The organism is Streptomyces sp. NPDC093795, assembly GCF_044764665.1.
In the GTDB taxonomy this organism is placed as follows: Bacteria; Actinomycetota; Actinomycetes; order Streptomycetales; family Streptomycetaceae; genus Streptomyces.
This window is the reverse complement of the sequence record NZ_JBIWIO010000001.1, coordinates 648,826-667,671: the sequence shown is the minus strand read 5'-3', so window position 1 is coordinate 667,671 and position 18,846 is coordinate 648,826. Positions and strand designations below refer to the sequence as shown.

The 18,846-nt window shown below is 70.8% G+C and carries 15 protein-coding genes and 1 pseudogene; 5 read left to right on the top strand and 11 right to left on the bottom strand.

From position 1 onward, the window contains the following. Nucleotides 1-12 precede the first annotated feature (12 nt). The 7 genes from ACIRB7_RS03205 to ACIRB7_RS03175 form a co-directional block, all read right to left on the bottom strand. Nucleotides 13-1,746 (bottom strand): hypothetical protein, encoded by a 1,734-nt coding sequence (locus ACIRB7_RS03205; protein ID WP_403591503.1) that lies wholly within the window; start codon nucleotides 1,744-1,746, stop codon nucleotides 13-15. Nucleotides 1,747-1,947: 201 nt separating this feature from the next. Beyond that, entirely contained in the window at nucleotides 1,948-4,230 is a 2,283-nt protein-coding gene (locus tag ACIRB7_RS03200) for an FG-GAP repeat domain-containing protein (RefSeq protein ID WP_403591500.1), read from the bottom strand. Between the two features lie 118 nt (nucleotides 4,231-4,348). Continuing rightward, nucleotides 4,349-6,628, bottom strand: coding sequence for an FG-GAP repeat domain-containing protein (locus tag ACIRB7_RS03195; protein ID WP_403591498.1), 2,280 nt, complete (start codon nucleotides 6,626-6,628; stop codon nucleotides 4,349-4,351). Between the two features lie 109 nt (nucleotides 6,629-6,737). Further along, a complete protein-coding gene (locus ACIRB7_RS03190; protein ID WP_403591495.1) occupies nucleotides 6,738-9,026 on the bottom strand; it encodes an FG-GAP repeat domain-containing protein in 2,289 nt (762 codons plus the stop codon). 125 nt (nucleotides 9,027-9,151) lie between these two features. Then, entirely contained in the window at nucleotides 9,152-9,658 is a 507-nt protein-coding gene (locus tag ACIRB7_RS03185; protein WP_403591493.1) for a DUF664 domain-containing protein, read from the bottom strand. Then, nucleotides 9,655-10,059, bottom strand: a complete 405-nt coding sequence (locus ACIRB7_RS03180) for a DUF1992 domain-containing protein (RefSeq protein ID WP_403591490.1) — start codon at nucleotides 10,057-10,059, stop codon at nucleotides 9,655-9,657. Before ACIRB7_RS03180 ends, ACIRB7_RS03185 begins: the two co-directional genes overlap by 4 nt. Nucleotides 10,060-10,191: 132 nt before the next feature. Beyond that, nucleotides 10,192-10,395, bottom strand: a complete 204-nt coding sequence (locus tag ACIRB7_RS03175) for a cold-shock protein (protein WP_041130679.1) — start codon at nucleotides 10,393-10,395, stop codon at nucleotides 10,192-10,194. A 260-nt stretch (nucleotides 10,396-10,655) separates the two neighbouring features. On the opposite strand from ACIRB7_RS03175, the gene ACIRB7_RS03170 reads away from it, so the two are divergent. From ACIRB7_RS03170 to ACIRB7_RS03160, 3 genes are all read left to right on the top strand, one after another. Further along, nucleotides 10,656-11,531: a menaquinone biosynthetic enzyme MqnA/MqnD family protein gene (locus ACIRB7_RS03170; protein ID WP_403591487.1), complete on the top strand. Its 876-nt coding sequence runs from the start codon at nucleotides 10,656-10,658 to the stop codon at nucleotides 11,529-11,531. A gap of 213 nt (nucleotides 11,532-11,744) precedes the next feature. After that, the gene (gene mqnC / locus ACIRB7_RS03165; RefSeq protein ID WP_403591484.1) at nucleotides 11,745-12,944 is read left to right on the top strand and encodes a cyclic dehypoxanthinyl futalosine synthase; all 1,200 of its coding nucleotides are present in this window, start codon (nucleotides 11,745-11,747) and stop codon (nucleotides 12,942-12,944) included. A 7-nt stretch (nucleotides 12,945-12,951) separates the two neighbouring features. Then, the gene (locus ACIRB7_RS03160) at nucleotides 12,952-13,551 is read left to right on the top strand and encodes an imidazolonepropionase-like domain-containing protein (RefSeq protein ID WP_403591481.1); all 600 of its coding nucleotides are present in this window, start codon (nucleotides 12,952-12,954) and stop codon (nucleotides 13,549-13,551) included. Nucleotides 13,552-13,569: 18 nt separating this feature from the next. Here the strand turns inward: ACIRB7_RS03160 and ACIRB7_RS03155 are convergent, their stop codons facing one another. Both ACIRB7_RS03155 and ACIRB7_RS03150 read right to left on the bottom strand, forming a co-directional pair. Next, the gene (locus ACIRB7_RS03155; protein ID WP_403591478.1) at nucleotides 13,570-14,409 is read right to left on the bottom strand and encodes a hypothetical protein; all 840 of its coding nucleotides are present in this window, start codon (nucleotides 14,407-14,409) and stop codon (nucleotides 13,570-13,572) included. A gap of 8 nt (nucleotides 14,410-14,417) precedes the next feature. Beyond that, a complete protein-coding gene (locus tag ACIRB7_RS03150) occupies nucleotides 14,418-14,954 on the bottom strand; it encodes a SigE family RNA polymerase sigma factor (protein ID WP_403591475.1) in 537 nt (178 codons plus the stop codon). 181 nt (nucleotides 14,955-15,135) lie between these two features. On the opposite strand from ACIRB7_RS03150, the gene ACIRB7_RS03145 reads away from it, so the two are divergent. Both ACIRB7_RS03145 and ACIRB7_RS03140 read left to right on the top strand, forming a co-directional pair. Further along, a complete protein-coding gene (locus ACIRB7_RS03145) occupies nucleotides 15,136-15,828 on the top strand; it encodes a demethylmenaquinone methyltransferase (protein ID WP_403591472.1) in 693 nt (230 codons plus the stop codon). Nucleotides 15,829-15,954: 126 nt separating this feature from the next. Further along, nucleotides 15,955-17,241, top strand: coding sequence for a geranylgeranyl reductase family protein (locus ACIRB7_RS03140; RefSeq protein WP_403591469.1), 1,287 nt, complete (start codon nucleotides 15,955-15,957; stop codon nucleotides 17,239-17,241). On the opposite strand, the pseudogene ACIRB7_RS03135 reads toward ACIRB7_RS03140, so the two are convergent. Then, a pseudogene (locus ACIRB7_RS03135) lies at nucleotides 17,207-17,425 on the bottom strand (helix-turn-helix domain-containing protein); the annotation flags it as partial. The gene ACIRB7_RS03140 and the pseudogene ACIRB7_RS03135 sit on opposite strands and share 35 nt — an antisense overlap. An 80-nt stretch (nucleotides 17,426-17,505) precedes the next feature. Then, entirely contained in the window at nucleotides 17,506-18,423 is a 918-nt protein-coding gene (locus ACIRB7_RS03130) for a C40 family peptidase (RefSeq protein WP_403591467.1), read from the bottom strand. Between the last annotated feature and the right edge of the window lie 423 nt (nucleotides 18,424-18,846).

Sequence of the window (18,846 nt, the reverse complement as noted above, 5' to 3'; positions counted from 1 at the left end):
GGCCGTCCCGGTTCAGAAGAGGGTCACCGCACCCGTGCCGAGTTCCTCCGGGTTGTAGATCTGGGTCCGCGACCCGAAGGGGGCCCGCCAGTCGCCCGTGCCCTTGTAGAGGGCGAGGGTCTCGTAGGTGCCGCCCACCCCGACGATGTCGGAGAAGCGGTCCCAGCCGCCGCCGACCTTGATGCGGGGTGCGAACGTGCCGTCGCCCTTGCCGAGGTAGAGCCAGAGGACGCCGGCGGTGTCGCGGGCGACGAGGTCTCCGGCCGGGCCGCCACCGATGTTGCCGGTGGCGGCGATCCGGTTGTAGACGCCCCAGCTGGTGCCGATCTTCTTCCGTACCGAGAAGGGGGTGTCGGCGTTGCCCGTGCCCTTGTAGAGCCACAGAGCGCCGGTCTTGTCGGTGGCGACCAGGTCGGCCCGGCCGTCGCCGGTCAGGTCGCCGCCGCCGGTCAGATGGGTGTAGACGCCCCAGCTGTAGCCGATCTGCTTCCGCGGGGCGAGGCCGCGGCCGGTGCCCGAGTAGAACCACAGGAGGCCGTTCCGGTCCCGGGCGATCACGTCGGCGTGCGGGGACGCGTCCAGGTTGCCGGGGGCCACGACGCGGTCGTAGATCTGCCAGCCGGTACCCATGATCACCTGGGTCCGCTTCGAGGGGTTGCCCCAGTGTCCGGTCTCGTAGAGCGTCTGGCGGGCGTCGTAGTTGATGACCCGGCCGGCGCTGTCCCGGACGAGCAGGTCCGGGGTGCCGCTGTTCGTGAAGTCGTGCGGTGCGGGCTTGCTCGTGACCTTGAGCGCGCCGGTCCGCTCCACCGACGGCCCGATGCCGTTGAGCGGGCTCGCGGTCATCTTCCAGGTGTAGTCACCGAGCGGGGCGGAGGTCTTGTCGTCGAGCATCCCGGTCCAGGTGGTCCCCGCGATGTGGGCGCGGTCCAGGTGGATGGTCTCGGAGGTCCAGCGTCGCCCCGACGCGTTGTGGGTCATGACCACGCGCGCGTTCATGGCCCTGTCGAACAACCAGAACAGGGACGCGTCCTCGCCGCGTGCGAAGTCGACGACGGCGGGAAGGGGATGGTCGCTGTTCTCGACCCCCAGCACAGTGCTCTCACCCGTGCTCGCCGTCATCGTGGCAACCGGGACACCGTCGGCGCCGGGGGCGATCCGGTAGACGCCCCCGCCCTGCTCGACCGTGCCGCCGGTGGCGAGCACCCCGCCGTCGGCGGTCGGGGTGGCGTGTCCGACGTGGTCCAGGAGCTCGACCGTGCGCTGCGGGTCGGTGAGGGAGCGGGCCGTCAGGGCGTGGAGAGGGTTGGGGGAGGTGGCCACGCGTCCGTTGAGCTGGGCGTAGGTGACCCAGTCGCCGACGACCTTGACGTTCATGGAGGTCGCCTTGCCCAGGGGGGTGCGCGTGACGTCCGTGGTGCCCCGGCGGGCCACCGCGAGCGTCGCCGTCTCGGTGGCGGGCCACTCGATCCAGGCCAGGTGCGTCGCCGACACGGCGGACGCGGATGCGGCGCCGGTGCTGAGCGCGGCGTACGTCTCGGTGACCGAGGCGGTGGCGATGTCCACGAGCGCGACGCGGTAGCTGGAAACACCGTTCGCCCGGGTCTGGTAGTGGACGATGAGGGTGTCAGGACCGCTGCTCTCGAGCCGCATGTAGGCGGCACCGGCGGGTATGCCGGTCACCTTGCGGTCGACCGTCGCCCCCTGCTCCTTCGTCAGCAGATGCACCTCGCGGGCGCTGTTCACGTACGTCGAGGGGGGCGGCGGAGGCAGGGGCGGCCAGTCCGGCCGTGGTGACGGCGAGCACGGCGGCGACGGCCGCCGTGAGACGCAGCCGAGGCGTGCGTGCGTGGCGCAAGGAGGTCCTCCTCGGAGGTACGGGCGCGGTGGATGATCCACCGCGCCCGTACCTGACTTCCGGGAGGCCCGCATGGTTGTACGGGCGGGTCAGAGGACGTTGGTGTACTCGCTGCTGGTGTTGACGAAGACGTCGGTGGGGACGCGGGTGGAGAAGGGCGCCCTCCAGCTGCCGGTGCCGTTGTAGACGTACGCGGTGTTGTTCGGCCCGTAGACGTAGAGGTCGTTGCGGCCGTCCATGGAGGCGTCGCCGACGGCGGCGAACTGGGTGTACTGGTTCCAGCCGGGGCCGATCTTGACGCGGCTGGCGAAGGTGCCGTCGCCGTTGCCGAGGTAGAGCCAGAGGATGCCGTCCTTGTCGCGGGCGACGAGGTCTCCGGCCGGTCCTCCGGCGAGGTTGCCGGTGGCGGTGAGCTGGTTGTAGATGCCCCAGCCGACGCCGATCTTCTTGCGGGGTGCGTAGGGGGAGGTGAGGGAGCCGGTGGCCTTGTAGAGCCAGAGGTCGCCGGCCTTGTCGGTGGCGACGAGGTCGGCGCGGCCGTCGCCGGTGAGGTCGGATCCGCCGGTGAGCTTGTTGTAGACCTGCCAGCCGGGGCCGACCTTGCTGCGGATGCCGAGCGGGTTCCGCTCGTCGCCGGTGCCGGGGTGTACCCACAGGACGCCGGCGGAGTCGATGCCCAGGACGTCGGGTGCGCTGGTTCCCCCGATGTTGCCGACGGACTCGATCTGCGGGTAGTTCCAGCCGCCGCCGATGTACTCCGGGGCCCCGGCCGGGGTGACCTTGGCCTTCCAGGCGTCGTAGACGGTGTCGAGGCGCCGCAGGTTGCCGGAGGAGTCGCGGGCGAGGAGGTCGGGGGAGCCGTTGTCGTTGTAGTCGTGGAGCTTGGGGGTGCGGGTGACGGTGAAGTCACCGGTCGCGTGCAGGTCCGGGCCGATGCCGTTCGTCGGCTTGGCGTTCAACTCCCAGCGGTAGTCGCCGTTGTAGGCGCTCTCGCCGGGTTCGCCCTCCGAGGAGGCGAAGTTCCCGCGCCAGAGGAATCCGAAGTTCCGGCTGGAGTCCGACGTCACGGTGTGGACGTACCGCCTGCTGGTCTTCTTGTGGATCAGGCTCACCTCGTACGTGAAGCCCTTGTGCGAGAGGGTCCAGTTCAGGTAGACGCGGTTGTTCTGCGGGTCGAGGTCGACGACCGGGCCGACGCTCGTCTTCTCGAAGGTGAGCGCGGTGTCCTCGCCGGTGGAGGCGATGAGCGCGGCGGTCGGCTTTCCGTCGGTGCCGAGGGCGATCCGGTAGATGCCCTCGCCGTGTTCGGCGGTGCCGCCGCGGACGAGCAGGCTGCCGTCCGGGCCCGCGGTGAGGCTCGACGTGCGGTCGAGGAGCTTGACCGGGTCGCCGCCGGCGATCGGGCGCGCGGTGAGCGGCAGCATCGGGTCGCCGGCCGTGCCACCGCCGGTGGCGGTCGCCGTGCCGTAGGCGACCCAGCCCTTGAGGAGGCCGACGACCGGGGTAGCGGCCCGGGGGAGGGTGATCGGCTTGGAGTCGCCGCCGGTGCGGTCGGCGACGACGAGGGTGGTGTTGTCCTGCCACCAGGCCAGGTGCGTGGCATCGACGGCGATGGGGCGGCTCCAGCCGAAGAGGCTGGTGGTGTGGGCGCTACCGGCGGTGGCCGTGGCCAGGTCGACGGCGACGACTCCGCTCCTGTTCCCGTGGGCCGTGCCCGTCTCGTACGCGAGAAGTGCGGTGCCGGTGGCGGCGCGCACGCCGACGATGCTGTTGATGCCGGCCGGCAGGCCGGTGATCGTACGGTCGGTGACCGTGCTCCCGGTCCTGTCGAGGAGGTGGAACTCCTTCCCGGCGGAATTCGTCACCCGGACGAGGAGCGTCGAGCCGATCGTGGCCAGGTACGAGTAGGTGGCGTCCGGCTTGTTCAGCTTGGTCAGGTCGAAGACGACGGGCGCTGTCCCGGCGGGGGCGGACATGTCGTGGAGCTCGATCCCGCCCGCCCCCGTGATCGTCACGATGTCGGACACGGCGGCGTTGGGCCATGCGCGCTTGCCGGTCCAGGCCTTCACCAGGACGGTCGAGGTGCCGTCGGGCCGGTACCAGCGGTGGTCGTAATCCGAGTTGTTCTCGCTGTCGTACTGCTCGGTGGCCGTGAGATAGCCGCCGGGTCCCGCGCCCGTGATCTCCGTGTCGACCGGCAGCTCGGCGATCTCCCGCGCGTCCGCAAGGGCTCCGGCAGCCGTGACGGCGGCGGGAGCGACCACCGGGGCCGCGCCCGCGGAGGGGGCGGCCGCGAGGGCCGTGCCCGCCGTGATGGCCAGGACTGCGGTGATCGCGGTGGAGAGCCGGCGCCGGGCCGTGCGTGAAGTCACGTGTTTCTCCTCGAATGAATCGAACGGCACGCACATGTGTACGTACCGTTCGATGTGACCCGTGACCGGGCCGAAGGGTTGTACGCCCTCCGGCCCGGTCCGTGCTTTTACGGGCGGGTCAGAGGACGTGGGTGTACGTGCTGCCGGTGTTGATCAGGGCGTCGGTGGGGACGCGGGTGGCGAAGGGTGCCCTCCAGTGGCCGGTGCCGTTGTAGACGTACGAGGTGTTGTTCGGCCCGTAGACGTAGAGGTCGACGAGCCCGTCACCGGTGGCGTCGCCGACTCCGGCGAACTGGGTGTACTGGTTCCAGCCGGGGCCGATCTTGACCCGGCCGCCCAAGGTGCCGTCACCGACGCCGAGGTAGAGCCAGAGGACGCCGTCCTTGTCGCGGGCGACGAGGTCTCCGGCCGGTCCTCCGGCGAGGTTGCCGGTGGCGGTGAGCTGGTTGTAGATGCCCCAGCCGACGCCGATCCTCTTGCGGGGCGCGTAGGGGGAGGTGAGGGAGCCGGTGGCCTTGTAGAGCCAGAGGTCGCCGGACTTGTCGGTGGCGACGAGGTCGGTCCGGCCGTCGCCGGTCAGGTCGGATCCGCCGGTGAGCTTGTTGTAGATCTGCCAGCCGCCACCGACCCGGACGCGAGTGCCGAACGGCTTGCTCTCCACGCCCGTGCCGGGGTGGAGCCACAGGAGACCGGCCGAGTCGACACCGATGACATCCGGGGCGCTCGTGCCCGCGACGTTTCCGACGGCCTCCATCTGCGGGTAGTTCCAGCCGGAGCCGACCCCGGACCAGCGAGTGATCGGGACGACCTTTTTGTTCTGGGCGTCGTAGACCGTGTCGAAGCGCCACAGGTCACCGGAGGAGACGCGGGCGAAGAGGTCGGGGGAGCCGTTGTCGTTGAAGTCGTGGGCCTTCGGAACGCGGACGACGGTGAAGTCACCGCTCTCGCGCACGGGTTCGCCGATGCCGTTCGTCGGCTCGGCGACCAGTTCCCAGCGGTAGTCGCCGTTGTAGGCGTTCTGGCCGGGCCCCTCATGGGAGTCGAACTTCCCGTTCCAGAGGAACCTCAGGTACCGGCTCGCCTCGTTGCCGCGGTGGTTGAACCGCTGGCCGGTCCTCTTGTGGACCAGGCTCACGCTGACCTCGTAGTTCCCGTGCGAGAGCTCCCAGCTCAGATAGGCGCTGCCGTCCTGTGTATCGAGGTCGACGACGGGGCCGAAGCCCGTCTTCTTCAGGGTGAGGACGGTGTCCTGGCCGGTGGAGGAGAGGAGCGTCGCGGTCGGCTTGCCGTCGGTGCCGAGGGCGACCCGGTAGAAGCCCTCGCCGTGCTCGGCGGTGCCGCCGTAGGCGAGCAGGCTGCCGTCCGGGCCCGCGGTGAGGTTCGACGTGCGATCGAGGAGCTTGACCGGGTCGCCGCCGGCGATCGGGCGGGCGGTGAGCGGCAGCGTCGGATCGCCGGCGGTGCCGCCACCGGTGAGGGTCGACGTGCCGTGGACGACCCAGCCCTTGAGGAGGCCGACGATCGGTATTTCGGCCCGGGGGAAGGTGATCGGCTTCGGGGCGCCGCCGGCGCGATCGGCGATGACGAGTGTGGTGTCGTCCTGCCACCAGGCCAGGTGGGTGTCGTTGATCGCGAGAGGGTGGCTCCAATAGCCCAGCTGGGGCGTGGGGTGGGCGGCGCCGGCGGTGGCCGTGGCCAGGTCGACGGTGACGTTGCCGGGGTTGTCGCCGGAGGGCGAGGCGAGGTTGTAGCGGAGGAAAACCGTGTCGGCGGTGGCGCGCGCGCCGGCGATGTGTTCGATGCCGGCGGGCAGGCCGGTGATCTTCCTGCCCGGATCCCCGGGCTCGGTGAGGAGACGGAACTCGCTCGGACCGCTCGTGGGCTCTCCCTCGACGAGGAGGGTGGAGCCGATCGTGGTGACGTACCTGTAAGTGAGGGACGATGTGTTCAGCGTGGTCAGGTCGAAGACGACGGGCGCGGTCCCGGCCGGGGCGGACATGTCACGGAGCCGGATCACGTCCGCGTTCCCGTTCACTATCGGCACGATGTCGGACACGGCGGCGTTGGGCTCCGCCCGCTCTCTGGCCCAGGCCTTCGTCACGAGCGTGGAGGTGCCGTCCGGGCGGTGCCAGTGGTAGTCGAAGGAGTAGATGCTCTCCATCCGGTGAGGGGTGCCGGTGAGGTAGCCGCCGGGTCCCGCGCTCGTGACCTTCCTGTCGAACTGCATCGCGTACGTGTCCTGCTCGTCAGCCGTGCCCGCGGGGGCCGCGACGGCGGCCGGGGTGACCGCCGGGGCGGCACCCGCCGAGGGGGCGGCCGCCAGCGCGGTGCCCGCCGTGACGGCGAGGACTGCGGTGATCGCGGTGGAGAGCCGGCGCCGGGCCGTGCGTGAAGTCACGTGTTTCTCCTCAAGCATCGAACGGCACGCACATGCGTACGTACCGTTCGATAAGACCCCTGACCGGGCCGAAGGGTTGTACGCCCTCCGGCCCGCCCATGAGTAGGCGTCAGGAAAGGAGATCGTGCTGCCTGCCGTCCGGGAGGGAGCTCCACCAGGCGACCCCGCTCCGCGGACGGAACGGCGCCTGGTAGGAGCCCGTGCCCCGGTAGAGGTAGGCCTCGCCGCTGGTGTTGCGCCCCGAGGCGTACAGGTCGGGACGACCGTCACGGTTCGCGTCGCCGATACCGAGCAGATGGTCGTACGCTCCCCAGCCGGGGCCGATCCTGATGCGGGGTGCGAAGGTGCCGTCGCCCTTGCCGAGGTAGAGCCAGAGGACGCCGGCGGTGTCACGGGCGACGAGGTCTCCGGCCGGGCCGCCTCCGATGTTGCCGGTGGCGGTGAGCTGGTTGTAGACGCCCCAGCCGTAGCCGATCTTCTTGCGGACCGCGTACGGGGTGGTCGCGGAGCCCGTGCCCTTGTACAGCCACAGGTCGCCGGCCTTGTCGGTGGCGACGAGGTCGGCCCGCCCGTCCCCGGTCAGGTCGGAACCCCCGGTGAGATGGGTGTACGCGTTCCACCCGGTGCCGACCCGGGCCCGTACGCCCAGCGGGGACTTGGCGAGCCCGGTGCCCTGGTAGAGCCAGAGGACGCCGGCCCGGTCCCGGGCGACCACGTCGCTCACGGCGGAACCGGCGACGTTCCCGACCGCCTCGATCCGGTCGTAGATCTGCCAGTTGCTACCCGCGAGCAGCCCCGGGTTCTGGTCCAGCTGGTCGGCGGAGTGGAGTGACTGGAAGGTGTCGTGGATCCACAGCCGGCCCGCGGTGTCCCGGACGAGCACGTCCGGCGAGCCGTCGAGGTCGTAGTCGTGCGCACCGGGCTTCCGAGTCACGGTGAAGGCTCCGGAGGTCTTCAGCTCCGGTCCGATGCCGTTCATCGGCTTGGCCGTGATCTCCCAGGTGTACGGCCCGCTCGGCGCCCCGGTCCACATGTCGGGGGTGCCGTTCCAGGTGAGCTGGCCGTTCCAGGTGTAGGCCGCTCTGTGGGGGTCGTAGTCGGCGTTCAACGGGTAGACGCCGTCCGTCAGGGTCTCGCCCGTCCGGGTGTTGCGGATCCTGACCGTCATCTCCACCTCGGACCGGCTGAGTTGCCAGACCATGGTGAACCGGCCGCCGGTCCTGTCGAGATCGAGGACCGGCGGGATGTTGTGTCCGAGGAGCGTGACCTTGGTCGAGACCCCGGAGGAGGCGACCTGGGTGGCGGCCGGAACGCCGTCCGCGCCGGCCGCGATCCGGTACAGACCCTCGCCGCCCGCGACGGTGCCGCCCTGCACGAGCAGCGCGCCGTCCGGAGCCACGGCCGAGTAGGCCATGTCGTCCATGAGCTTCCGGGTCGTGCCGTTCCCCAGGTAGCGCGCGGTCACGGCGTACGTCGGGGACGGGTTCCGCTCGCCGTACCCGCCCGTCTGTGCGTGCGTCAGCCAACTGCCGACCAGCCCGAGGGAGTTGATGGCTGCGGGCACGGTGATCCGCTGGGTGCCGGTGGCGGGTCCCCGCTCGGTGACGACCACGGTCGCCTTGCCCGCGGAGCCGGGCTCCAGCCAGGCGACGTGCTTGCCGGAGAGCGCGATCGGGCCCCACTGCTCCGTGCCGCCCGCGACGGGCGCGGTCTCCGTGACCGCGGCGGTGGCGATGTCCACGGTGGCCCAGCGCTTCCGCGCGCTCGCACCCGTACCGGTGACGTACGTGAGCAGGGCGGTGCCGGGGGTGGCGGCCCGGACCGACGGGTCCTGCGCGTCGTCCGGCAGACCGGTCACGGGCCGGTCGGAGAGCGCGCCGTCCCCCTGCGAGAGCAGGTGTACGGCGTGCCCGCCCTTGCCGTTGGCCACCTTGACGAACGCGGTGCGGCCGACGGCTCCGGCGAAGGTACCGCCGGTGCCCACGGACTGCGGCGAGGCGGACAGGACGTCCTGGTCCGTCGCCATGTCCCGGAGCGTGATGTGGCCGGACATCTCGATGCGCGCGATCACGTCGGACGCGTAGGACCGGGTGACCCAGTCGTAGTCCCGCTGATACGGCTCGGCCGTCGAGCCGTCCGCGTACCGGGTCCAGACGGCGTGCAGGCCACCGTCCTTGTCATCGTTCCAGGTCAGGAAGCCGGTCGTGCCGGCGCTGACGAGCTCGGGCCTGATGGCCGGAAAGGGCACGACCGCCGAGGCGGTGGCCAGGGCGGCGGCCGTGGCGGGGGCGGCGGCCGTGGCGGGGACGGCGGCCGTCAGACCGCCCACCGTGACGGCGAGAACGGCCGTCACGGCGGCGCCCAGCCGTACACGGGCGGCGCGGCGAGGGGAGATCAAAGGTGTTCCTCTTTCAGGGGCGCGGGCGGGGCGGTACTGGTGCGCCCGCAAGACCCACAGAGGAACCGAATGGTTGTACGGCCGGACGGATGGTCATGGGGGGACGCGCGTCCCGCCCGCCGCCGCTATCCCCGCTCCACCACACCCCGCACGTACCCCGCCTGCCCCGCGTGCTGGAGCGCGTCCGCGATCACCGACACCAGGCGGACGCCGAGGGTGACCGGCGGGTCCCAGGCGGTGTCGACGACCCGGTCCAGGTCCGCGTTCGTCACCGTGCCGATGAGCTCCTCCGTACGGGCGTGCACGGCGTCGTGGTAGCCGAGCAGCAGCTCCGCCGGGGCGCGGACCTTGCCGGCCTGGGCCCGCGACTGGCCGTAGCCGGTCGCTTCGGCCGGGAACGGCAGTCCGAAGCGGTCCCGCCAGCCGTCCCCCGTCCACAGCTGCTCCGTGCCGTACGCGCCCGCGAGGTGGTCGTCCTGGATGCGGGTGAGGTGCCAGACGAGCCAGGCCACCGAGTTGGCGTCGGGATCGATCCGTACGGCGAGCTGGTCCTCGGTGAGGCCCTCCACGGCCTCGTGGACGGCCTCACGGATCCGGCCGAACGAGTCGGTCAGCAGGGCGGCGCTGTTCACGGGTGGCTCCTTTCCGTCCTCCACCGCTCCACCGTCGCCGCCACGTCGAAGGGCTTCAGGTTCAGCGGGGGCCCGGCCGGCGGGCGGAGGAGGGCTGCGGCGATCTTGGTGTTGATCTCCCCGAGGATGCGGCGGACCTGGCTCTCCGAGACGGCCGCGGCCACCGCCGCCTCCGCGTCCTCGGCCTCCTTGCGCAGGGCAAGGGAGGGCGGCAGCACCGACGCGCCCTCGCTGTGCATCTTGCCCTTGATCCACCACAGCTCGTCGTACGGGGCGGAGTCGTCCGGGAGGGGTTTGCCGAAGCCCGGCAGGCTCCGGAACTCACCCCGTTCCGACGCCTCGCGGATCTGTTTGTCCACGAACGACTCGAAGCTGACTCCGGGCGGCTTGCGTTCGGTCATGCGTCCAGACTACGAGCCCCCCGCCCGGCACGGCGGGAGAAAGGCAGGAGCCCCGCTCGTGCCCGGAGGCACGGAGCGGGGCTCCTTGGGTACTGCTTTATCTAGAGGTGCGCGTACGCCGACCCGGGCAACTTAGGCCGGGGAGACGTTCTCCGCCTGCGGGCCCTTCGGGCCCTGCGTGACGTCGAAGGTCACGACCTGGTTCTCCTCGAGCGAACGGAAGCCGTTCGCGTTGATCGCGGAGTAGTGGACGAAGACATCCGGGCCGCCGCCGTCCTGGGCGATGAAGCCGAAGCCCTTTTCAGCGTTGAACCACTTGACGGTTCCGGTAGCCATAAGCCCTCCTTGGGCCAAAGGGTTGCCCTGCTCCAGAACCTGCAAACAAGTCTGAAAACTACAAAAGCCTGCGGGTTACATGCTCCGCAGGCTCTGTACTGCAAGGGAAACCAAACTGCAACTTGCGTCGAGCCTAGCACGCAGGACGCTCGTGGCGGAAGAGCGAAAGATCACGTCGCTCGCAGGTTTGATCTTGCTCCCCGCGCTGACGCGCGGGCCCCGCCGATGCCCACGGTACGAGACGGGTCTAGCCTCACTATGTGGACAATGCAACCGCCGAGCAGCAGCGCAGCCGGCCCCGCGTCGGGCACATCCAGTTCCTGAACTGCCTCCCCCTCTACTGGGGCCTGGCCAGAACCGGAACGCTCCTCGATCTGGAGCTGACGAAGGACACCCCCGAGAAGCTCAGTGAGCGGCTCGTCCGCGGCGATCTCGACATCGGCCCCATCACCCTCGTCGAGTACCTCCGCAACGCGGCGGACCTCGTGGCCCTCCCGGACATCGCCGTCGGGTGCGACGGGCCCGTCATGTCCTGCGTGATCGTCTCGCAGCGTCCCCTGGAGGAGCTGGACGGGGCGCGCGTCGCCCTCGGCTCCACCTCCCGCACGTCCGTACGCCTCGCCCAGCTGCTCCTCGCCGAGCGGTACGGGGTGACGCCGGACTACTACACCTGCCCCCCTGACCTGGGCGTGATGATGCAGGAGGCCGAGGCGGCCGTCCTCATCGGCGACGCCGCGCTCCGGGCCTCGCTGCACGACGCGCCCCGGCTCGGCCTCCAGGTCCACGACCTCGGGCTCATGTGGAAGGAGTGGACGGGCCTGCCGTTCGTCTTCGCCGTGTGGGCGGCGCGCAAGGACTACCTGGCACGCGAACCGGAGACGGTCCACGAGGTGCACCAGGCCTTCCTGGCCTCGCGTGACCTCTCCCTCGAAGAGGTCGCCAAGGTCGCCGAGCAGGCCGCCCGCTGGGAGACCTTCGACGCGGAACTCCTGGAGCGGTACTTCCGTACGCTCGACTTCCGCTTCGGTCCCGAGCAGCTCGCCGGAGTCCGCGAGTTCGCCCGCCGCACCGGCCCCACGACCGGCTTCCCCGCGGACGTCAGGGTCGAACTGCTCCCTCCGCCCGTACGGGGTTAGCGGGCGCGCGATCGGGTCCCGGTCCGGCCTACCCATTCGGGTCCCGATCCGGCTTCCCGATCCGGCCTCCCCATTCGGGTCCCGATTCGGCTCCCGGAATTCGCCGTCGCGTCCCCTTCCGGTAATTCACCCGTATGCCCGCGCCTAAGTCGCGGGGACCCCTGGCGTACGCTGGTTCGGTCTGCAAGAACCCCTCCGAAAGGGACACAACCGGTGACCGAGAAGGCCGAACTCCAGTCTGTTCTCGACCGCGCTGCCGCGGGTGGCCGGATCACCCCCGAGGAGGCGCTCGACCTCTACCGCTCGGCGCCCCTGCACGCCCTCGGCACCGCCGCCGACGCCGTGCGCCGCCGCCGGTACGCGGGGACCGAGCACATCGCGACGTACATCATCGAGCGGAACATCAACTACACGAACGTCTGCGTGACGGCGTGCAAGTTCTGCGCCTTCTACGCGGCCCCGAAGGACACGAAGAAGGGCTGGACCCGCGACCTCGACGACATCCTGCGCCGCTGCGCGGAGACCGTGGAGCTCGGCGGCACCCAGATCATGTTCCAGGGCGGCCACCACCCGGACTACGGCGTCGAGTACTACGAGCAGCACTTCGCCGCGATCAAGCAGGCCTTCCCGCAGCTGGTCATCCACTCCCTCGGCGCCTCCGAGGTCGACCACATGGCGCGGATCTCCGGTGTCTCCGTCGAGGAGGCGATCACCCGCATCCACGCCGCCGGGCTCGACTCCTTCGCGGGCGCCGGCGCCGAGCTGCTGCCCGCCCGGCCGCGCAAGGCCATCGCCCCGCTCAAGGAGAGCGGCGAGCGCTGGCTGGAGATCATGGAGATCGCCCACAACCTGGGCGTCGAGTCCACCTCCACCATGCTCATGGGCACCGGCGAGACCAACGCCGAGCGGATCGAGCACTTGCGGATGATCCGTGACGTGCAGGACCGGACGGGCGGCTTCCGGGCCTTCATCCCGTACACGTACCAGCCCGAGAACAACCACCTCAAGGGCCGCACGCAGGCGACGATCTTCGAGTACCTGCGGATGATCGCGGTCGCGCGGCTCTTCATGGACAACATCGCCCACATCCAGGGCTCGTGGCTGACCGTCGGCAAGGAGGCCGGCCAGCTCTCCCTGCACTACGGCGCCGACGACCTGGGCTCGATCATGCTGGAGGAGAACGTCGTCTCCTCCGCCGGTGCCAAGCACCGCTCCAACCGCATGGAGATCATCGACCTGATCCGCAAGGCGGGCCGCGTCCCGGCGCAGCGCGCGACCACGTACGAGCACCTCCTCGTCCACGACGACCCGGCGAACGACCCGGTCGACGAGCGCGTCGCCTCGCACATCTCGTCCATCGCGATCGAGGGGGGCACGGCCCACCCCGAGCTGAAGCTCCTCGACGCCAACTGAGGCCCCTGTGCTGACCATCCACGTCGCCGAGGCGACACCCGAGACCGCCGTCCTGGTCGACGGCGGTCTCATCGCCGCCGTCGGCCCGTACGAGGACCTCGTCGCCGTACGCCCCGAGGCGCGGGTCCGGCAGTGGCCGGGCATCCTCACTCCCGGGCTCCTCAACCCGTTCGGGCCCGAACTCCTCGAAGGCATGTACCACCCGGACCCCCGGGAGGCCGCGGGCTTCGGCACCGAGCCGATCGGCGGGGAGCGGGCGCAGCGGATCTTCCGGGCCGACCCCGCCCGGCGCGGTGCCTCCGCACGCCGGGCCGTGCAGCGGCTGCTCGCGCACGGGACGGTCGCCGTCGCCGGTGAACTGCGCGAAAGGGCCGCCCTGGACGCCGTACGCCGGGCCGGACTCGCCGTCGGCCGCCGCCCGGAGCGGCTCCCCGGCGCCCCGTCGTTCTCCCCGGCGCCGCTGGTGCTCCTGCCGGGCCTCGCGCCGGGAGCCCCGGCGCGCTTCGCCGTCTTCGACGTGCCCGACCGCGCGACCCTGGTCCGCCTCGGCCCGTCGACCTGCGTCGCCACCGTCCTCGGCGGCCGCCTGGTGTTCCGGGGGCGGTAGCCACCGGAACACCCCGGCTCAGCCGCCCTCGACCGCCGGCGGCGCCTTCGTCTCGACCGGGTTCTCGTCCGCGTACCGCACCAGGTCGAGGAAGCGCGGGTCCTGGGCGACGGCCAGCAGCTGCCGCGGTGACACCGGCGCCGACACGCGCTCGGGATCGACGGAGAGCAGGACGCGGCTGCCGCCGTAGCGGAAGTCCAGGTACGACCCGGACGTCTTGTCCCCGTTGACCAGCATCGAGACGAGCTGCGCCTCGCGGTTTCCGTCGAACGTGACCTCCTCGCAGCGGAAGCCCCTGACCGGCTCGTCCACGCAGGGCTTGAGACGGTTCTCGTCGGACGGCCGTACCGACACCGTCATACGGAAGGTCTCGCCGCCCGAGGCGATCCGGTAGACGTACACCTTGTCCTTGACCGGCCGGATCTCGGTCACCGTCGCGGGCAGCAGTTCGTCGAGCAGCGCCGCCACCCGCTGCTGGTGCGTCGCGCGGCGCGCACGCTCGGCCTCGGACAGACCGTCCGGGTTGTCGGGCGGTGTGACGCCCGGGGTCTCCTCGATCGTGACGGGGGCGTAGGTCGTGCTTGCGCTCGGGCCGGTGCTCGCGCTCGCGGTCGCGCCGGGCGTCGACGGCACGGCGGCGGGCATGGTGACCTCCGGGCTCGAACCCGGCAGCAGCGTGAGGCCGAGCGCCCCGGCCGTGACCGCGCCGAACGCGGTCGTGACGATCGCGGCCCGGGCCCGCAGCCGCCGTCTGCGGCCCTCGCGCGCCGCGAGCGGGGCGAGGTCGGGGAGCGGGGGAAGGTCGTCCACCGTACGTTCCATGGTGCTGCGGAGCAGGGTGATGTCGTCGGTTTCCACGGCGGACCTCAGCTTCCTGTGGTGGCGAGCCCGGCGTCACCCAGGCGTACGCGGAGTCGGGCGAGGGAACGCGAGCACTGGCTCTTGACGGTCGCCTCGCTGCACCGCAGCAGGGCGGCCACGGAGGCCACGCTCTGGTCGTCCCAGTAGCGCAGGACGACCATCGCGCGGGCCCGTGGCGGCAGCTCGGCGAGCGCCGCGAGCAGGGTGACGCGCAGATCGGCGTGGTCGGCGGCGGGCTCCGGGCGCATTCCGCCGGTGCGGGTGAGCGCGAGCAGATCGCGCAGGCCGCGGCGCCGCTCGGCCAGGAAGGTGCGGGTCAGCACCGTCTTGGCGTACGCGTGCGGATGGTCGGCGGCGCCCGCGCGCCGCCAGTGCTGGTACAGCTTGGCCAGCGTCGTCTGGGTCAGGTCGCGGGCGGTCTCGGCGTCGCCGCACAGGAGGTACGCCGTGCGGTACAGCCGCTGCTGCCCCGCCCGGGCGAACTCCTCGAACCCGCCGTCCGCCGCGTCGGCCGACACGCCGACCGGAGGGCCGGATCTCACGTCGTCCCGCCCGGCTGCCGGGGAGCCGGGTCTCACTTCCGTCGGTACCGCCATCGCGTTCCTGCCTTCTCTCACCGTTGGTGTCGGCCGGTGTCCCACACCCATCCGTCCTTGAGCGCGGCCGCGCCGAAAAGGTTGAAGCGGTACGAGGAGAGATTTCGGCGACTGCGACAATGACGGGGTGACCCGAGCATCCCTGGACAAGCAGCCGCACGAAGTCGCCTCGATGTTCGACGACGTGGCGGCCAACTACGACCTCACCAACGACGTGCTCTCCCTCGGCCAGGACCGGCGCTGGCGCAAGGAGGTCGCGAAGGCGGTCGACGCCCGCCCCGCGCAGAAGATCCTTGACCTGGCCGCGGGTACGGCGACCTCGTCGCAGCCCTTCGCCCGCGCGGGCGCGTACGTCGTGCCCTGCGACTTCTCGATCGGCATGCTCCAGGTCGGCAAGAAGCGGCACCCGTGGATGCCGTTCACGGCCGGCGACGGTACGAAGCTGCCGTTCCGTGACGACGTCTTCGACGCCGTCACCATCTCCTTCGGGCTGCGCAACATCCAGGACACCGAGCAGGCGCTGCGCGAGCTGTACCGGGTGACGAAGCCCGGCGGCCGGGTCGTCATCTCCGAGTTCTCGCACCCGACCTGGGCGCCGTTCCGCACGGTGTACGAGGAGTACCTGATGCGCGCGCTGCCGCCGGTGGCCCGTGCCGTGTCGTCCAACCCCGACGCGTACGTGTACCTCGCGGAGTCCATCCAGTCGTGGCCGGACCAGCCGACCCTGGCGGGCATGCTCCAGAAGGCCGGCTGGTCGAGGGTGGCCTGGCGGAACCTGACCGGCGGGATCGTCGCGCTCCACCGGGGCTTCAAGGCCTGACGGGTCCTGCGCGACCAGGGACCAGGGGTCGGTGGGGTGGTGACCCTCCGGTCCCGCCGGGACCGCCACCCATAGACTGCGACACGTCCTCATCATCCTCGTCGCCGAACTTCGGGAGACTCCGCCGTGACCGAGCAGCCCCTCTCCGAGCACACCGCAGATGTGATCGTCGTCGGGGCAGGCCCGGCCGGTTCCACCACCGCGTACTACCTGGCCAAGGCGGGACTCGACGTCCTGCTCCTGGAGAAGACCGCGTTCCCCCGCGAGAAGGTCTGCGGCGACGGCCTCACCCCCCGCGCCACCAAGCAGCTCGTCTCCATGGGCATCGACATCTCCGAAGAGGCCGGCTGGCTGCGGAACAAGGGCCTGCGGATCATCGGCGGCGGCGTCCGCCTGGAGCTCGACTGGCCGGAGCTCGCCTCGTACCCGGACTACGGACTCGTCCGCAAGCGCGACGACTTCGACGAGCAGCTGGCCCGTCAGGCGCAGAAGGGCGGCGCCCGACTGTACGAGCGCTGCAACGTCGGGGCCCCGATCATCGACGACCGTACGGGCCGGATCACCGGCGTCCACGCGAAGCTGGGCGAGGAGAAGCGCGAGGTCACCTTCCACGCCCCGCTCGTCGTCGCCGCCGACGGCAACTCCACCCGCCTCTCCCTCGCCATGGGCCTGCACCGGCGCGAGGACCGGCCGATGGGCGTCGCGGTCCGCACGTACTTCACCACCCCGCGGCACGAGGACGACTACCTGGAGTCCTGGCTCGAGCTGTGGGACCGGCGCGGCCCGCAGGACCGTCTCCTCCCCGGCTACGGCTGGATCTTCGGCATGGGCGACGGCACCTCGAACGTCGGCCTGGGCATCCTCGACTCCTCCTCCGCGTTCAAGGAGCTGGACTGGCGCGAGGTGCTCAAGGCCTGGTGCGCCTCGATGCCGGAGGACTGGGGCTTCACCCCGGACAACATGACGACCACGATCCGCGGCGCCGCCCTCCCGATGGCCTTCAACCGCCAGCCGCACTACACGAAGGGCCTGCTGCTCGTCGGCGACGCGGGCGGGATGGTCAACCCGTTCAACGGCGAGGGCATCGCGTACGCCATGGAGTCCGGCCAGATCGCGGCCGACGTCATCGTCCAGGCCCACGCCCGCACGACCCCCGCCCAGCGCGAACTGGCCCTGCGGAACTACCCGCAGGTCCTCAAGGACACCTACGGCGGCTACTACACGCTCGGCCGCGCCTTCGTGAAGCTCATCGGCAACCCGAAGATCATGAAGATCGCGACCCAGCGCGGCCTGACCCACCCGCTCCTGATGAAGTTCACCCTGAAGATGCTGGCGAACCTCACCGACCCGACGGGCGGCGACGCCATGGACCGCATCATCAACGGCCTGTCGAAGGTCGCGCCGAAGGCCTGAACGACCTGCGGTAGTCGGTGGGCGAGACCCCGACCGTACGGGTGAAGTGGCGGCGCAGGTTCGCCGCCGTGCCCAGTCCGCTGCGTTCACCGATCTGTTCCACGGGCAGGTCGGTGACTTCGAGCAGCGTCTGGGCGCGGGCCACCCGCTGCTGGAGCAGCCACTGCAACGGGGTCGTTCCGGAAATGACCGCACATCTCAGGATGTGACGAAGGGCCGCCTCTCCCAGGGGGAGTGACGGCCCTTCGGCGTGAAGCGCGGAGATCAGAGGATGCGCACGGCGCCCGACGGGGTGTCCCAGTCGAGGGAGCGCTCTACGACACCGGTCGACGTGTTCTGCGCGCCGACGTACATGCCGCCGCCCACGTAGATGGCGACGTGGTACGAGCCGCTGCGGCTGCCCCAGTACAGGATGTCGCCCGGCTGGAGGTTGCTCAGGGAGACGGAGGTGCCCATGCTCGACTGGTCGCTGGAGATGCGCGGCAGGTCGATGCCGGCCTGGCGGTAGGCCGCCTGGACGAGGCCCGAGCAGTCCCACGAGTTGGGGCCGGTGCCGCCCCTGACGTACGCGTCGCCGACCTGGGCGCGGGCGAAGGCCACGATCGAGGCGGCGGAGCCGGAGGGGGCCTGCGTCTCGCTGTCACTGGAACCGGCCGAGGAGCCGCTGTCGGAGGACGAGGACGACGAGGACGAGTCGTTGTCGTCGGAGGAGTTCGACGAGTCCGAGGACGTCGACGCGCTCGCGGCGACGAGCCGGGTGCGCTCACGGTCGCGGGAGGCGCGCTCCTCGGCTTCCTGGCGCTCCTGCTCGGCCTTCAGGCGGGCGGCCTTCTCGGCGCGCTCGGCCGCGGCCTTGCGGTCCGCCTCGGCCTTGGCCGTCTTGGCTTCCTTGGCGGCCTGCTGGAGCGCCGCGTTCTCCTGCGTCTGGAGGCTCTGGTCGAGCGCCTCCTGCTGGGAGGCCTCGGCGGAGGCGGCGACGGCGCTGGCGAGACCGGCGGTCTCCAGGGAGCCCAGGGTGGGCATTTCGATGGTCTCGGTCACCGGCTCGGCATTCGCCGGCCCGGCAGCACCGGCCACCGCGATGGTGCCGAGGACGCCACCGGCGACTCCGGCTCGCAGCGCGAGCTTCGAGGCGCTGCGGCGGGGCTTCCGGTGGCTGGGTATGTGAGCGGTGTGGGACATGGGTACAACCGCTATCAGGGCTTCACGGTTCCCTTCAAGAAACGTGGGTTGCGCCACAGTTACGTTCGGAACCTCATAATCCGCTTCTGTGGCGCCCTTATTGACGCCGTAACGGGCAAAACGGGCAAGGCTCATCTGGCCCTTGATCATGGGTTTTCATTGAAACGCCCGAATTGCCCGACCCTTACCACCTCTTGACACCCTTGGCCAAGCCCCGTTTCTCCGGGACCTCCGCCGTGTGGTGCAGGTCACATCCGCGTCTCATGAACGCCCCCGCAACGCCCCCCGCGCGCTCGTGAAAGCGCGCACGTGTCCACCGCCGTCCGCCGGGCTCCCCCGACCGGGCGACGAGCGGTTCCTTTACCACTCGGATGCGTCCATCACCAATTTGCTTGTAGTGGCCAACGCTTGATAGTGCGACAC

Coding starts and splice junctions, on each gene's coding strand:
- ACIRB7_RS03175 (WP_041130679.1), bottom strand. CDS start 10,395: ATGGCTACCGGAACCGTCAAGTGGTTCAACGCTGAAAAGGGCTTCGGC.
- ACIRB7_RS03180 (WP_403591490.1), bottom strand. CDS start 10,059: ATGACCGAACGCAAGCCGCCCGGAGTCAGCTTCGAGTCGTTCGTGGAC.
- ACIRB7_RS03130 (WP_403591467.1), bottom strand. CDS start 18,423: ATGTCCCACACCGCTCACATACCCAGCCACCGGAAGCCCCGCCGCAGC.